The following is a 14779-nucleotide window of genomic DNA, read 5'->3' on the forward strand; positions in this document are numbered from 1 at the left end:
GATTGGTTAACAGATGCCACGCAGTTTGAAGAAGGGCCCGTTCGTTGACGGGCACCTCGAGAAGAAGGTCGACGCGCAGAACGCGGCCGACACTCACACCGTGATCAAGACCTGGTCGCGTCGCTCGATGATCCTGCCGTCCTTCATCGGACACACGATCGCCGTGCACGACGGCCGCAAGCACGTGCCCGTGTTCATCACGGACTCGATGGTGGGTCACAAGCTGGGCGAGTTCGCCCCGACCCGCACGTTCCGCGGTCACGAGAAGGACGACCGGAAGGCGAAGAGGCGATGAGTGCAGCTACCCGTGAGAACATCAGTGCTCGACGTGAGCGTCTGCTGGGCGACGAGCCCGGTGCGTTCGCCGTCGCTCGCTTCGTGCGCGTCACCGCGCAGAAGTCGCGCCGCATCGCGGACCTGATCCGCGGCGACTCGGTCGAGAACGCCCTGAACACCCTGCAGTTCGCGCCGCAGGCCGTCGCCGAGAACTTCTACAAGCTCGTCGACAGCGCCGCGGCCAACGCCGAGACGACTGAAGGCCTCGACCGTTCCGACCTGGTCATCACCGTGGTCCAGGTCGACGAGGGCCCGACGATGAAGCGTTGGCGTCCCCGCGCCAAGGGTGCGGCCAACCGCATCCTCAAGCGCAGCAGCCACCTGACCGTGGTCGTGCAGCCCCGCTCGGTCGTTCAGGCCAAGCTGGACGCGGCCAACATCAAGAACTCCAAGAAGAAGGGCGGGGCCCGATAGTGGGACAGAAAATCAACCCGCACGGGTTCCGACTGGGCATCTCGACGGATCACAAGAGCCGTTGGTACGCCGACAAGCTCTACAAGAGCTACGTCGGTGAGGACGTCAAGATCCGCAAGATGCTCACCAAGGGCATGGACCGCGCCGGCATCAGCCGTGTCGAGATCGAGCGCACGCGTGACCGCGTACGCGTCGACATCCACACTGCTCGCCCCGGCATCGTCATCGGCCGCCGTGGCGCCGAGGCCGACCGCATCCGCGGCGACCTCGAGAAGCTCACGGGCAAGCAGGTGCAGCTGAACATCCTCGAGGTCAAGAACCCCGAGATGGATGCGCAGCTCGTCGCTCAGGGCGTTGCCGAGCAGCTGTCGGGTCGCGTGCAGTTCCGTCGCGCGATGCGCAAGGCCATGCAGACGACGATGCGCAGCGGTGCCAAGGGCATCCGTATCCAGTGCTCGGGTCGTCTCGGCGGCGCCGAGATGTCCCGCTCGGAGTTCTACCGCGAGGGCCGCGTGCCCCTGCACACGCTCCGTGCCGACGTCGACTACGGCTTCTACGAGGCCAAGACCACCTTCGGCCGCATCGGCGTGAAGGTCTGGATCTACAAGGGCGAGGTTGCGGGCACCCGCGCCGAGCGCGAGGCCGAGGCGGCCAAGCGTGCGGCCGCTCCCGGCAGCAACCGTCGTCCCGCCCGTGGTGGCGCCGCCGGTGGCGCACGTCGCCCCGAGCGTCCCGCCCGTGAGGACGCCGCTCCGGCGGCCGACGCCGCTGCTGCGGCTCCGGCCACCGCCGAAACCGTTGCCGCGCCCGCCGCTGCCAACACCAATTCAGGGCCTGAAGGAGGGGAGAGCTGATGTTGATGCCCCGCAGGGTCAAGTACCGCAAGCAGCACCACCCCACGCGCCGCGGCGCGGCCAAGGGTGGCACCGAGCTCGCGTTCGGTGACTACGGCATCCAGTGCGTGACCGCCGCCTACGTGACGAACCGTCAGATCGAGTCCGCTCGTATCGCCATGACGCGTCACATCAAGCGTGGCGGCAAGGTCTGGATCAACATCTACCCGGACCGCCCGCTCACGAAGAAGCCTGCCGAGACCCGCATGGGTTCCGGTAAGGGTTCGCCGGAGTGGTGGGTCGCCAACGTCAAGCCCGGACGCGTCATGTTCGAGCTGTCGGGTGTCTCCGAGGAGGTTGCTCGCGAGGCCATGCGCCGCGCGATCCACAAGCTCCCCATGAAGGCCCGATTCATCACCCGAGAGACAGGTGAGCTGTGATGGCGCAGCACACAACCGCAGCAGAGCTGCGCAGCGTCGCTTCTGACGACCTGGCAGCCAAGCTGTCAGAGGCCAAGGAAGAGCTGTTCAACCTGCGCTTCCAGAACGCCACCGGTCAGCTCGACAACACCGCCCGGCTTCGGGCAGTGCGCAAGGACATCGCCCGGATCTACACGATCATGCGTGAGCGCGAGCTCGGCATCGTCGAGGAGGTCGAGGCATGACCGACAAGAACCAGAAGGACGAGGCAGTGACCGAACGCACCACGCGCAAGACCCGTGAGGGTCTTGTCGTCAGCGACAAGATGGACAAGACCGTCGTGGTCAACGTCGAGGATCGCGTCAAGCACGCGCTCTACGGCAAGGTCCTGCGTCGCAACATCAAGCTCAAGGCTCACGACGAGGCGAACGCTGCCGGCATCGGTGACCGTGTCCTGATCATGGAGACACGTCCACTGTCCGCCACCAAGCGTTGGCGCATCGTCGAGATCCTCGAGAAGGCCAAGTAGGAGACGACAGATGATTCAGCAGGAGTCGCGACTCAAGGTCGCCGACAACACCGGTGCCAAGGAGATCCTTTGCATCCGTGTCCTCGGTGGCTCAGGTCGGCGCTACGCGGGCATCGGCGACACGATTGTCGCCACTGTCAAGGACGCCATCCCCGGCGGAAACGTCAAGAAGGGTGATGTCGTCAAGGCTGTCGTCGTGCGCACCGTCAAGGAGCGCCGTCGTCCGGATGGCTCGTACATCAAGTTCGACGAGAACGCAGCCGTGATCCTCAAGGCCGACGGCGACCCGCGCGGTACGCGCATCTTCGGTCCCGTCGGGCGTGAGCTTCGCGACAAGAAGTTCATGCGAATCATTTCGCTCGCACCGGAGGTGCTCTGAGATGGCCCGCAAAGGCACCATCAGCATTCGCAAGGGTGACCAGGTCAAGGTCATCGCTGGCAAGGACAAGGGCGTGACCGGATCGGTGATCGAAGTGATCGCTGACCAGAACCGCGTCATCGTCGAGGGCGTCAACCGCGTCAAGCGCCACACCAAGCCTTCACAGGCCGGTGGCGCAGGCTCGGGCGGCATCATCACCAGCGAGGCGCCGATCCACATCTCCAACGTGATGCTGCTCGCCGACAAGACCCCGACTCGCGTCGGCTACCGCCGCGACGACGTCACCAAGAACCGTCCCGACGGTTCCACCTACAGCGCTCAGCGCAGCGTGCGCATCGCGAAGAAGACCGGAAAGGAGATCTGAGCATGAGTGACACCACCACGGCGGCCCCCCGCCTCAAGACGCGGTACCGCGAGGAGATCCTCCCGGCGCTCCGTGAGCAGTTCGAGTACGCCAACGTCATGCAGGTTCCCGGCCTCACCAAGATCGTCGTCAACATGGGCGTCGGCGAAGCCGCCCGCGACGGCAAGCTGATCGAGGGCGCACTCCGCGACCTCACGGCCATCACGGGACAGAAGCCGCAGGTCACCAAGGCCCGCAAGTCCATCGCGCAGTTCAAGCTGCGTGAGGGCATGCCGATCGGCGCGCACGTCACGCTGCGCGGCGACCGCATGTGGGAGTTCCTCGACCGTCTGCTGACGCTCGCGCTGCCCCGCATCCGCGACTTCCGTGGGCTCTCGCCCAAGCAGTTCGACGGCCGCGGCAACTACACGTTCGGTCTGACCGAGCAGGTCATGTTCCACGAGATCGACCAGGACAAGATCGACCGGTCGCGCGGAATGGACATCACGATCGTCACCACGGCCACCAACGACGACGAGGGTCGCGCGCTGCTCAAGCTGCTCGGCTTCCCGTACAAGGAGAACTGACATGGCGAAGACTGGACTCAAGGTCAAGGCCGCCCGCAAGCCCAAGTTCGCGGTACGCGGCTACACCCGTTGCCAGCGCTGTGGCCGACCCCGCTCGGTCTACAAGAAGTTCGGCCTCTGCCGCATCTGCCTTCGCGAGATGGCACACCGCGGCGAGCTGCCGGGCATCACGAAGAGCTCCTGGTAATCACCTACCTCTGAAAGCCGCAGGTCCGTCGGCTCCTCACATCGAGGGGCAAGGAAACCACGGCAGGAATGGAACACACGAACTATGACAATGACCGATCCGATCGCCGACATGCTGACGCGTGTCCGCAACGGCAATCAGGCGTACCACGACAGCGTGTCGATGCCGTACTCCAAGCTCAAGGCCGGCGTAGCCGAGATCCTGAAGCAGGAGGGCTACATCACCGCGATCGAGGTCGCCGAGCCCAAGGAGGGCGAGGTGAGCAAGACGCTCACGATCACCCTCAAGTACGGGCCGCACCGCGAGCGTTCCATCGCCGGCATCCGCCGCATCAGCAAGCCGGGTCTTCGCGTCTACGCGAAGTCGACCGGCCTGCCCAAGGTGCTCGGTGGACTCGGCGTGGCGATCATCTCGACGAGCCAGGGTCTCCTCACGGACCGCCAGGCCAACCAGAAGGGCGTAGGCGGAGAAGTCCTCGCCTACGTCTGGTGAGAGGGGTCTGAACACATGTCACGCATTGGCAAGATTCCCGTCACGATCCCGTCCGGGGTCGAGGTCACGATCGAGGGCCAGGACGTTCGCGTCAAGGGCCCCAAGGGCGAGCTGTCGCACACCGTCGCGGAGCCCATCACGGTCTCCAAGGCGGACGACGGCAGCCTCGCTGTCGAGCGTCCCAACGACGAGCGTCGCAGCAAGGCTCTTCACGGTCTGTCGCGCACCCTGATCGCCAACATGGTCACCGGTGTCACCGAGGGCTACGAGAAGAAGCTCGAGATCGTCGGCGTCGGTTACCGCGTCCAGGCCAAGGGCCCGGCTGCACTCGAGTTCGCGCTCGGCTTCAGCCACCCCGTCCCGGTCCAGGCTCCCGAGGGCATCACGTTCTCGGTCGAGTCGCCCACCAAGTTCGCCGTGCACGGCATCGACAAGCAGGCCGTCGGTGAGGTCGCAGCGAACATCCGCAAGATCCGCAAGCCCGAGCCTTACAAGGGCAAGGGCGTCCGCTACGCCGGCGAGCACGTCCGCCGCAAGGTCGGAAAGGCTGGTAAGTAGTCATGGCTATCTCGATCAAGCACGCCAAGCACACGTCGCCCCGTACGGCTTCGCGTCTGCGCCGTCAGGTGCGAGGACGCAAGAAGATCGAGGGTTCGGCGGAGCGTCCGCGTCTCGTCATCACTCGCTCGAGCAAGCACATCGTCGCTCAGGTCGTCAACGATCTCGAAGGCCGCACGCTGGCCTCCGCGTCGACGATGGAAGCCGATCTGCGCTCGTCCGACGGTGACAAGACCGCCAAGGCCCGCAAGGTCGGCGAGCTCGTCGCCGACCGCGCCAAGGCCGCCGGTGTCGCCACCGTCGTCTTCGACCGCGCGGGCAACAAGTACGCCGGCCGTGTCGCAGCCCTGGCTGACGGCGCGCGCGAGGGCGGACTGGAGTTCTGATGAAGACTAACAACCAGAGGAGTGCCGCATGAGCGGGCAGCAGCGCCGCGGAGGCGGAGGCGGACGCGGTCGTGGAAACGACCGCGGAGCCGAGAAGTCGCAGTACATCGAGAAGGTCGTCACGATCAACCGTGTCGCTAAGGTCGTCAAGGGTGGTCGTCGCTTCAGCTTCACCGCTCTCGTGATCGTCGGCGACGGCGATGGTCAGGTCGGCATCGGTTACGGCAAGGCCAAGGAAGTCCCGACCGCGATCGCGAAGGGCGTCGAAGAGGCCAAGAAGTCCTTCTTCCGCGTTCCCCGCATCCAGGGCACGATCCCGCACCCGGTGCAGGGCGAGAAGGCGGCTGGCGTCGTCTTCCTGCGTCCCGCATCGCCCGGTACCGGCGTCATCGCCGGTGGCCCGGTGCGCGCCGTGCTCGAGGCGGCAGGCGTCCACGACGTCCTGTCCAAGTCGCTCGGCTCGTCCAACGCGATCAACATCGTCCACGCGACCGTGGCGGCCCTCAAGCTGCTCGAGTCGCCGGAGATGGTGGCGGCGCGTCGCGGCCTGACGGTCGAGGAGGTCGCTCCGGCGGCGCTCCTGCGGGCCGGCAAGGAAGGCATCGCCGAGGCCAAGGCCAAGGCAGACGCCGGAGTGGGTGCGTGATGGCGAAGATCCAGGTCACCCAGGTCAAGTCCGGCATCGGCCGCAAGCCCAATCACCGTCAGACCCTGCGCACGCTCGGTCTGAAGCGCATCGGCGACGTTGTCGTCAAGGAAGATCGTCCCGAGATCCGCGGCATGGCAGCGTCCATCTCGCACCTCGTGGACGTCAAGGAGGTTGACTGACATGACGCTCAAGCTGCACCACCTGCGTCCCGCACCGGGAGCCAAGACCGCCAAGACCCGCGTGGGTCGTGGTGAGGGCTCGAAGGGCAAGACTGCCGGTCGAGGCACCAAGGGCACCGCGGCTCGCTACCAGGTCCCCGCGGGCTTCGAGGGCGGCCAGGTCCCCATCCACATGCGACTGCCCAAGCTGAAGGGGTTCAAGAACCCGTTCCGCGAGGAGTACCAGGTCGTCAACCTCGATCGCCTCGAGGAGCTCTACCCCAAGGGTGGTGACGTCGACGTCGCGTCGCTCGTCGCCAACGGCGCGGTCCGCAAGGGCCGTCCGGTCAAGGTCCTCGGGCAGGGCGAGATCACGGTCAAGCTCCAGATCACGGCGAACAAGTTCTCCGCGTCTGCCAAGACCAAGATCGAAGCAGCCGGCGGCAGCGTCACCGTTCTCGGTTGATGCTGTCCGGGGCAGGACGCCACGTCCTGCCCCGGCTGCTTGGGTGACTGTTAGAGTCACCTTGCGGGCGAAAGCCCGCTTTTGTCCGTCATACCGAAGCACTCCGGTGCACGAGGAGGATCTCGGTGCTCAGCGCCTTCGTCCATGCATTCAGGACGCCCGACCTGCGGAAGAAGATCCTCTTCGTCCTGTTCATCATCGTGCTGTTCCGCCTGGGCTCGACCATGCCGGCGCCCGGCATCAACGTCGGCAACGTCAAGGACTCGGTCGACGCAGCCACCAACGGTGACAACAGCAGCCTCTTCGCGCTGATCAACGTCTTCTCCGGCGGTGCACTGCTGCAGCTCACGGTCTTCGCGCTGGGCATCATGCCCTACATCACCGCCAGCATCATCCTGCAGCTCCTCGTCGTCGTGATCCCCCGCCTCGAAGCCCTCAAGAAGGAGGGCCAGGCCGGTCAGACCAAGATCACGCAGTACACCCGCTACCTGACGCTGGGTCTCGCGATCCTCCAGGCGACAGGCATCGTGGCGCTCGCGCGCTCCGGCAACCTGTTCGGCGGCCAGACCACCGGTGACCTGCTCTACAACAACGACAGCATCTTGTCGTTCCTCCTGATCGTCCTCACGATGGTTGCCGGCACCGCCGTCATCATGTGGCTCGGCGAGCTCATCACCGACCGCGGCATCGGCAACGGCATGTCGATCCTGATCTTCACCCAGGTCGTCGCGACGTTCCCCGGCGCGATGTGGCAGATCAAGCAGACCAAGGGCTGGACCACGTTCGTCCTGGTCGTGCTGATCGGACTCGTGATCGTCGCGGCCGTGATCTTCATCGAGCAGGCCCAGCGCCGCATCCCGGTGCAGTACGCCAAACGCATGGTCGGCCGGCGGATGTTCGGCGGCTCCTCGACGTACATCCCCCTCAAGGTCAACCAGGCCGGCATCATCCCGGTCATCTTCGCCTCGAGCCTGATGTACCTCCCGGCCCTGATGGCGCAGTTCAACCAGAACGCGCCGTGGGCCCAGTGGGTCAACAACAACTTCGTCAAGGGCGACCACCCCTATTACATGATCACGTTCTTCGTGCTGATCGTGTTCTTCACGTACTTCTACGTGTCGATCACGTTCAACCCCGAAGAGGTCGCCGACAACATGAAGAAGTACGGCGGCTTCATCCCGGGCATCCGCGCGGGCCGGCCGACCCAGGACTACCTCGCGTACGTCCTGAGCCGCATCACGGCACCGGGAGCGCTCTACCTCGGCCTGATCGCGCTGATCCCGATGATCGCGATCGCGATCCTCAACGCCAGCCAGAACTTCCCGTTCGGTGGCACGACGATCCTCATCATCGTCGGCGTGGGTCTCGACACGGTCAAGCAGATCGAGAGCCAGCTGCAGCAGCGGAACTACGAAGGGTTCCTCAAGTAATGCGCCTGCTGATCATGGGTCCCCCCGGCGCCGGCAAGGGAACCCAGGCCGTGGCGCTGGCTCAGCGCATCGGTGGGGCGCACATCTCGACCGGCGACATCTTCCGCGCCAACGTGCAGCAGCAGACCGAGCTCGGCAAGGCCGCACAACGGTTCATGGACGCCGGCGAGTACGTGCCCGACGAGGTCACCAACGCGATGGTCGAGGACCGACTGGCGCAGGACGACGCTCGTGAGGCGTTCATCCTCGACGGCTATCCGCGCACGGTCGACCAGGTAGACACCCTCGATCGCATCCTCAACGGTCTCGGCACCAAGCTCGACGGTGTCCTCGAGCTCGTGGTCGATCCCGAGGAGCTGATCCAGCGGCTGCTCAAGCGCGCCGAGACCAGCGGCCGGGCCGACGACACCGAAGAGGTCATCCGTCACCGCCAAGAGGTCTACACCGCCGAGACGGCTCCGCTGCTCGAGGTCTACGGCACCCGTGGGCTCGTCATCGAGGTCGACGGCATGGGCGATGTCGACGAGGTCACCCGAAGGATCGACGCCGCCCTGCCCTCCTGAGGGAGCGACCGCAACCATGTTCGAACGCGGCATCGAGATCAAGACCCCGGCCCAGATCGAGTCGATGAGGGCCGCCGGCCTGGTCGTCGGCTCCGCGCTGGCGCTGCTGCGTTCGGTCGTCGCGTCGGGCATGACCACGGCTGAGCTCGACACGATCGCCCACGACCACATCCGGTCGCAGGGCGCCACGTCCAACTTCCTCGGCTACCACGGATTCACCGGCGTCATCTGCACCTCGGTCAACGACCAGGTCGTGCACGGCATCCCGGGCACGCGCGTGCTGCGTGACGGCGACATCATCTCGATCGACTGCGGGGCGATCGTCGACGGCTGGCACGGCGATGCCGCGACGACCGTGGCGATCGGCGAGGTTCCCGACGAGGTCACCGCCCTCATGCGCGTCACCGAGGACGCCTTGTGGCGCGGCATCGCGGCGGCACGACTCGGTGGCCGGGTCTCCGACATCAGCCACGCGGTCGAGGCGACCGTCGACGCTGCCGGCGACTACGGGATCGTCGAGGGCTACACGGGACACGGCATCGGGTCGGCCATGCACCAGCCACCCAACGTGCCCAACTACGGCCGCCCCGGCCGCGGTCCCAAGCTCGTCAAGGGACTGGCCCTCGCCGTCGAGCCGATGGTGACTCTCGGCTCGCCCGAGACCCGTACGCTCGCGGACGACTGGACCGTCGTCACGACCGACCGGTCGTGGGCGGCGCACTACGAGCACACCTTCACCCTGACCGACACGGGAGCGTGGGTGCTGACCGAGCTCGACGGCGGCAAGGCCAGGCTGGCCGAGCTCGGTGTGCCCTACGGAGGACACTGAGGGGATGAGGCGGCTGGTCGCGGTGGGAGCGATGTTGCTCGCTGCGGCCTGCGGCACGTCGGATCCTGCCGACCCGGGCAAGCCCTCCTCCGCTCCGACGACCACGACCACCACCGCTGCCCCGCCGGCCGCGGTGCTCTCGCCCACCGAGGCCGCGGTCGACGGGCTGATGCGCGCGCTCGACGCGGGCGACTGCAAGGCGGCGCGCAAGCTCGTCGTCACCCCGTCGGAGCTGGGGTGTGACGTCGTCGAGCAGGCCACCGACTCGTTCGCGGCCGAAGGGATCGACCTCGACGAGGTCACCTATCGTGCCGGCAAGGTCCATGACGCCAGTGCCACGGTGCGCATCACGTGGGGCAACGGCTACCCGACCGAGTCGTACGACGTGCAGAAGGTCGGCCGCCACTGGAAGGTCGTCTTCGACTCCGCAGCGTGAGGCGGGTCAGTGAGTCGTCCAGTCCGCCGCCACCACGACGGCTGAGTCGTTGCCGGGCGTCGCGTCGACGTTGTCTGCTCCGCTGATGCTCGCGGTGACCTGCGGGTTGAGGCCGCGCAGCGAGAAGGTCAGGGGCGGCACCGCGAGTCCCGTCTGCGGACGCGTGCAGGTCATCGCGGTGATGCTGTCGCCCTCCAGTGGGGATCCACAGCTCCACTCGGAGGTGAGGCCGCCCCGGAACGTGACGTCTCCTCCTGAGACGGCGACGAAGCCCAGCGTGAGGGTCAAGACGGCGCCCTTCGGAGCGTCTCCCGTCGCCGACACGTCGACCGACAACGTCCGCTGGAACTGAGGGGCCTCGTCGGTGAACGCGACGGAGACTCCATAGTCGGTCGAGGCGGGCCCCGGCGGTGTGGTTGGCGGTGTCGTCGGGGGAGTCGTCGATGGCGAGGGAGACGGACTCCTGGCAGGTGTCGTCGGCGTGCGGCGTGGTGTGGGCGCCGCCGTGGGCAGCGGCACGAACGGCAGCGGCGAGATGGTCGACGGTGACGGCGTGGGCGTCGGCTTGCTGGTGGGCCGGTGAGGGCTGGGCACGGGTGGCGACGGGGCTGCGGTTGACCGCGTGGGTGCGCTCGCCGGGGCCGCGGCGTCGGGCCCGCCGTCGGAGAGGAGCTGGGAGACGGCCACCGCGCTGACCGCAGCCACCGCGACCGTGGCAGCGGCTGTCCCGGCAACCGGGCCGGCCTTGCCAATCGCGTGGAACGGCTTGGTCAGCCAGTCGAGCACCTGGCTGAGCGTGCCGGCAGCCGCGGCGGCGCCGCCGGAGGAGAGGTAGCCCGCCGCGGCGGTGCCCAGCACGACCGGTGCCAGCAGGCCGGGCAGGTGGGAGTTGACCTCGGCCAGCTCCAGGTAGAGCGCCGCGCACCGGCTGCAGGTGTCCAGGTGCTGGTCGACCCTCGCCGTGTCGCGCTTGGAGAGCGCCTTGCGGACGTACTGACCGAGGTGCGACGTGGTCCAGCGGCAGGTGTCGTCGAGCGGCGGCGCGAGGTGGCTTTGCAGGTACGCCAGGCGCAGGCCCTCACGCGCGCGATATGCCAGGGCCGAGACGCTGTTGGCACTCAGGCCCAGCAGGGGCGCGATCTGCGCCGGCTTCTGGCCCTCGACGTCCAGGTGCCACAGGACGAGCTGCCAGCGCTCCGGGAGCGAGGAGAAGGCGTCGGAGGCGGCCTTCTGCTCGAACGTCATCTCGACGGGGTCCACGAACCGGACCACGCGATCGAGCTCGGACTCGTCGTCCGTGCTGCGTACGCGCCTGCTGGCTCGGATGCGATCGATGTGCAGGCGGCGGATCGTGCTCAGCAGGTAGGCGCGGAAGAACTCGTCAGGTCCCTTGCCGGCTCGTACGACGGACATGACGCGGAGGAAAGCCTCGGCGACCAGGTCGTCGGCGTCCGGACCGGGCACGAGCTGGCGGGCCATGCGCATCGCGGCGTCGTGGTGACGACCGTAGAGCTCGGCGTAGGCATCGTTGTCACCGGAACGGACGGCCGAGATGAGCTCGGCGTCGCTCCGTCCCGTCGAGGTGCTTGCCATCTCTGACACGGTTGGCTGCGTCTCCCGCGATGCGTGTGGTGCGAATGATGCGTAAGTGACTGTCTCTCACAACGATGTGGGGACATCGAAAGTTATCCGATGCGCTCCACGCCCTGCACCGTCGCGTTGGCGACCTCGAGCTCGCGCAGGACCGCGCGGCAGTCCGCGCAGCCGGCCAGGTGCTCGAGGGCCGCCTGCTTGCGTCGTTTCGGCAGGCGCCCCCCGAGCATGGCGGGCAGGCGATCCCGGACCTCGCGGCACTTGCGGCCTGACGCTGCGGCAGAGCGCAGGTGCTGCTTGAGATAGGCCTCACGCAACGCGGAACGGGCGCGATAGGCAAGAGCCGAGACTCCGTTGGGCGACAGTCCCAGCACGGGCGCGAGGTCCTGGGGCTTGCGGCGCTCGACCTCCACCTGCCACAGCACCGTCCGCCAGCGCGCAGGCAGCGACGTGTATGCGGCGCGGATCGCGGAGGCCTCGAACGCGTCGAGCTGTCCGGCATCGAGCCCGATCATCGTGTCGATCGCCGAGTCGTCATCGGTGGGGACGAGCTTCTGTCGTGCCTTGGCGCGGCGGGCGGAATCGTGGCGGACCGTCGTGAAGAGATAGGCGCGGAACGACGTCTCGGGTCCCTTGCCGCGCCGCATGAGCTCGAGCACCTGGGCGAACGACTCCGACACCACGTCCTCGGCCTCGTCGCGCATGCCGAGATGTCGCGCGAGGCGCTGCGCCGGGTGGGCATGTCGGCTGTAGAGCGCGGCGTACGCGTCGTGCACTCCGTCTCGCGCGAGCTGGACGAGTGCGCCGTCGTCGAGCTCGGACAGGTCCGGTCGCTCGATCTCGGATGGTTCGGTCGTTGCCATGTCGGTCCCCTGGGAGTGAGCAGACAGGAGATCTCGGTAGAGATCGTCCACCCCCCGGTGTAACCGCTTGTTACGGCTCAGTAGTAAGACGAGTCCCGATCCACTTCATGACGCGCATATGTGACCGTCTGTTTTCCGAGCCGTACGATGCGGCCGACGAGTCAGCCGATCGTGACGGTTTTGCGATACGTCGATGACGTGACGGTCGACGTACCCCCAAACGTGAAAACGTAAGCATGAGCGCCGGGAGCCTGTCCGGTCAAGAGCAGCGAGCCCCGGCCGTCGACGATCTTGACGGTCCGGTGGTGGTCGCCGGCGAAGCGCACCTGGACGGAGCCGTCCGGGGCATGGACGCCGGCCGCGGCGACGCGGATCGTGAACGTGACCTTGTGGCTGCCGGTCGTGGCGGAGGCTCGTACGGACGACGTCGCCTTGGCCCAGCCGGTCTGCGCGGTCGTGACGGTCCTGGTCGTGTAGCCCGCAGCCGAGAGCGTGACCCGCGCTGTGAGCCGGTGGCCGAGGTCGCCCGTGTTGACGCGGTGACTGCGGCCGGTCGCACCCGTGATGACCTTGCCGTCACGCAGCCACAGATAGCGCATCGCAGCACCCGACGGGGTGTGCTCGCCCGGCGCCACGCTCACGGTCTTGCCGAGCCGGACCGATCCGGTGATCACGGGCGGCTTGGCGACGCCGATGTGCCCGTAGCCGATCTCGGGGGTGTTGGGGGAGAGCGCCCAGGTGGTGGCGTACCCGTCCCGGCGCGCCGTCACCCGGACGCGGAGGCGGTGGCTGCGCTCGTGCTTCGTGGGGGTGAACGTACGTTCGGTGGCGCCGGCGATGGCCTTCCCGTCGGCGTACCACTGATAGGTGTACGTGCCGGTCGGCGACCAGGTGCCGGGAGTCGCGGTGAGCCGGGCGCCGACGCGCATCCGCGAGCCTGTGACGGTCGGCGGAGACTTGATCGTGAAGGTGCCACGGGCGACCTTGCCGGTCTGTCCCGAGATCGCCGTCGTCGTGGCATAGCCGTGGCGGCTGGCCGTGACGTGGACCGTCACCTGGAGGTCGACGTCGGCGGGCCGGGGGACAAAGGTCTCGTGGTCCGCACCGCTGACGGCCTTCCCGTCGACGAACCACTGATAGGCGTACGTGAGGTCGGGCTTCGACCACGTGCCGGGACGCGCGGTCAGGGTCGAGCCGACCTTGGGACTGCCGGAGATGGCCGGCTTGGTGGTGGCGCTCAGGAGGCCGGGGGCCAGCTGAGCGGTGGGGTCCGAGATCGAGGTGACGGCGTCGTAGCCGGCCTTGGTCGCGGTGACCTTGACGGTGACGCGGCGGTCGACGTCGGAGGGTCCTGGGGTGAACGTGCGGCCGGTCGCGCCGGGGACGGGCGTGCCGTCGACCAGCCACTGGTACGCGTACGTCGCACCGGTGGGTGACCACGTGCCGGTCGACGCCGTGAGGGTCGAGTCGACCCGGGCGGTGCCGGTGATCGCCGGCGGCTCGCTGCTCGTCAGGGTGCCGGGCGCCACCGTGGCCGAGACCGAGGTCGCCTTGAGCGTCGGGTAGCTGGTTCGGGTGGCCGTCACCTGGACCGACAGCTTCTTGCCGAGCTGGGCGGCGGTGGGCATGAAGGTCTTGCCGGTCGCGCCGGAGATGGCCGAGCCGTTCGCGAGCCACCGGTAGACGTACGTGTTGCCCTTGGGGGTCCAGTCGCCGCCCCAGGCGGTCAGGGCGGCGCCGACCTTGACGGTGCCGCGGATGGTCGGCTTCTCGTTGTTGACGATCTTGAGGTCGCTGAAGTGGATGAAGCCGTCTGGCCAGCCCGAGCCGGACTTCGTGATCTTGCGCCAGTCGAACGCGCCGCTCCAGTTGGACTCCGACACCCAGATCTCGCTGGAGGAGACGATCTTCTCGACGTACGCCACGTGGTGGCCGGTCTTGCCCCACCACGCGACCGAGCCCTGCGACGGCGTCGAGTTGGTGATCGAGGCCATCGCGAAGCCCCAGTCCTCAGCGTTGCCGACACCGGACTTGGGCCGGACGTTCGGCATGCCGTTGGTCGTGACGAGCCGGTACGCGACGTAGTTGGTGCAGTTGGTGCCGGTGTACATGCGCCAGTAGCTCGTCGACTTGTGGGTCGCGTAGCCGGAGTGCGAGTAGCCCTTGTCGCTGCACGACGTGTAGCCCGTGCAGAGCAGTGAGGAGCTGGCCTGCGCCGAGGAGGTCGGGACCAAGATGGCAGCGAAAAACAGCACCACCAGAAGGACCCGAGCACGCGACACCCGGTCACCCTACGTGACTGGTGTGACTGGTGGGAATGAATTGAACT

Annotated in this window: 23 protein-coding genes; 20 read left to right on the forward strand and 3 right to left on the reverse strand. The window is 67.2% G+C overall.

What is annotated here, in order from left to right; translation table 11 throughout:
- The first annotated feature begins 13 nt into the window (after positions 1-13).
- From rpsS to BOSE46_RS00625, 20 genes are all read left to right on the forward strand, one after another.
- Positions 14-295 carry a 30S ribosomal protein S19 gene (rpsS, locus tag BOSE46_RS00530; RefSeq protein ID WP_056209436.1) on the forward strand — a complete coding sequence of 94 codons (282 nt, stop codon included), beginning with the start codon at positions 14-16 and terminating at the stop codon, positions 293-295.
- On the forward strand, positions 292-750 hold the full coding sequence (rplV, locus tag BOSE46_RS00535) for a 50S ribosomal protein L22 (RefSeq protein ID WP_159537243.1): 459 nt from the start codon (positions 292-294) through the stop codon (positions 748-750). Before rpsS ends, rplV begins: the two co-directional genes overlap by 4 nt.
- The gene (gene rpsC, locus BOSE46_RS00540) at positions 750-1604 is read left to right on the forward strand and encodes a 30S ribosomal protein S3 (protein ID WP_159537245.1); all 855 of its coding nucleotides are present in this window, start codon (positions 750-752) and stop codon (positions 1602-1604) included. The genes rplV and rpsC overlap by 1 nt, the downstream gene beginning before the upstream one ends.
- A complete protein-coding gene (gene rplP / locus BOSE46_RS00545; RefSeq protein WP_056209431.1) occupies positions 1604-2023 on the forward strand; it encodes a 50S ribosomal protein L16 in 420 nt (139 codons plus the stop codon). Before rpsC ends, rplP begins: the two co-directional genes overlap by 1 nt.
- Entirely contained in the window at positions 2023-2247 is a 225-nt protein-coding gene (rpmC, locus tag BOSE46_RS00550) for a 50S ribosomal protein L29 (RefSeq protein WP_159537247.1), read from the forward strand. Before rplP ends, rpmC begins: the two co-directional genes overlap by 1 nt.
- Positions 2244-2531 (forward strand): 30S ribosomal protein S17, encoded by a 288-nt coding sequence (gene rpsQ / locus BOSE46_RS00555; protein ID WP_159537249.1) that lies wholly within the window; start codon positions 2244-2246, stop codon positions 2529-2531. The genes rpmC and rpsQ overlap by 4 nt, the downstream gene beginning before the upstream one ends.
- Before the next feature lie 10 nt (positions 2532-2541).
- On the forward strand, positions 2542-2910 hold the full coding sequence (gene rplN, locus BOSE46_RS00560) for a 50S ribosomal protein L14 (protein ID WP_056209423.1): 369 nt from the start codon (positions 2542-2544) through the stop codon (positions 2908-2910).
- 1 nt (position 2911) lies between these two features.
- Positions 2912-3274: a 50S ribosomal protein L24 gene (gene rplX / locus BOSE46_RS00565; RefSeq protein WP_236551566.1), complete on the forward strand. Its 363-nt coding sequence runs from the start codon at positions 2912-2914 to the stop codon at positions 3272-3274.
- Positions 3275-3276: 2 nt separating this feature from the next.
- The gene (gene rplE, locus BOSE46_RS00570) at positions 3277-3840 is read left to right on the forward strand and encodes a 50S ribosomal protein L5 (RefSeq protein WP_159537251.1); all 564 of its coding nucleotides are present in this window, start codon (positions 3277-3279) and stop codon (positions 3838-3840) included.
- A gap of 1 nt (position 3841) precedes the next feature.
- Entirely contained in the window at positions 3842-4027 is a 186-nt protein-coding gene (locus BOSE46_RS00575; protein ID WP_056209415.1) for a type Z 30S ribosomal protein S14, read from the forward strand.
- 84 nt (positions 4028-4111) lie between these two features.
- Positions 4112-4519 (forward strand): 30S ribosomal protein S8, encoded by a 408-nt coding sequence (gene rpsH / locus BOSE46_RS00580; RefSeq protein WP_159537253.1) that lies wholly within the window; start codon positions 4112-4114, stop codon positions 4517-4519.
- A gap of 15 nt (positions 4520-4534) precedes the next feature.
- The gene (gene rplF / locus BOSE46_RS00585) at positions 4535-5077 is read left to right on the forward strand and encodes a 50S ribosomal protein L6 (protein WP_159537255.1); all 543 of its coding nucleotides are present in this window, start codon (positions 4535-4537) and stop codon (positions 5075-5077) included.
- Between the two features lie 2 nt (positions 5078-5079).
- Entirely contained in the window at positions 5080-5463 is a 384-nt protein-coding gene (gene rplR / locus BOSE46_RS00590; protein ID WP_056399245.1) for a 50S ribosomal protein L18, read from the forward strand.
- Positions 5464-5491: 28 nt separating this feature from the next.
- Complete coding sequence (gene rpsE / locus BOSE46_RS00595; RefSeq protein ID WP_056399242.1) at positions 5492-6109, forward strand: 30S ribosomal protein S5; 618 nt, start codon at positions 5492-5494, stop codon at positions 6107-6109.
- On the forward strand, positions 6109-6291 hold the full coding sequence (gene rpmD / locus BOSE46_RS00600) for a 50S ribosomal protein L30 (RefSeq protein ID WP_056209399.1): 183 nt from the start codon (positions 6109-6111) through the stop codon (positions 6289-6291). The genes rpsE and rpmD overlap by 1 nt, the downstream gene beginning before the upstream one ends.
- Position 6292: 1 nt before the next feature.
- Positions 6293-6736 carry a 50S ribosomal protein L15 gene (gene rplO / locus BOSE46_RS00605; RefSeq protein WP_159537257.1) on the forward strand — a complete coding sequence of 148 codons (444 nt, stop codon included), beginning with the start codon at positions 6293-6295 and terminating at the stop codon, positions 6734-6736.
- 125 nt (positions 6737-6861) lie between these two features.
- Complete coding sequence (gene secY, locus BOSE46_RS00610) at positions 6862-8166, forward strand: preprotein translocase subunit SecY (protein ID WP_159537259.1); 1305 nt, start codon at positions 6862-6864, stop codon at positions 8164-8166.
- A complete protein-coding gene (locus BOSE46_RS00615) occupies positions 8166-8729 on the forward strand; it encodes an adenylate kinase (RefSeq protein WP_159537261.1) in 564 nt (187 codons plus the stop codon). The genes secY and BOSE46_RS00615 overlap by 1 nt, the downstream gene beginning before the upstream one ends.
- 16 nt (positions 8730-8745) lie before the next feature.
- Positions 8746-9558, forward strand: coding sequence for a type I methionyl aminopeptidase (gene map / locus BOSE46_RS00620; RefSeq protein ID WP_159537263.1), 813 nt, complete (start codon positions 8746-8748; stop codon positions 9556-9558).
- Positions 9559-9562: 4 nt separating this feature from the next.
- Positions 9563-9994, forward strand: a complete 432-nt coding sequence (locus tag BOSE46_RS00625; RefSeq protein ID WP_159537265.1) for a hypothetical protein — start codon at positions 9563-9565, stop codon at positions 9992-9994.
- 6 nt (positions 9995-10000) lie between these two features.
- Here the strand turns inward: BOSE46_RS00625 and BOSE46_RS00630 are convergent, their stop codons facing one another.
- From BOSE46_RS00630 to BOSE46_RS00640, 3 genes are all read right to left on the reverse strand, one after another.
- Positions 10001-11587 (reverse strand): sigma-70 family RNA polymerase sigma factor, encoded by a 1587-nt coding sequence (locus tag BOSE46_RS00630; protein WP_159537267.1) that lies wholly within the window; start codon positions 11585-11587, stop codon positions 10001-10003.
- Positions 11588-11679: 92 nt separating this feature from the next.
- Complete coding sequence (locus BOSE46_RS00635) at positions 11680-12450, reverse strand: sigma-70 family RNA polymerase sigma factor (protein ID WP_159537269.1); 771 nt, start codon at positions 12448-12450, stop codon at positions 11680-11682.
- A gap of 161 nt (positions 12451-12611) precedes the next feature.
- Positions 12612-14684, reverse strand: a complete 2073-nt coding sequence (locus BOSE46_RS00640; RefSeq protein WP_236551567.1) for a CHAP domain-containing protein — start codon at positions 14682-14684, stop codon at positions 12612-12614.
- Positions 14685-14779: the final 95 nt, after the last annotated feature.

Origin of the sequence: Aeromicrobium sp. 9AM, from assembly GCF_902506105.1 — a bacterium.
GTDB lineage: Bacteria > Actinomycetota > Actinomycetes > Propionibacteriales > Nocardioidaceae > Aeromicrobium.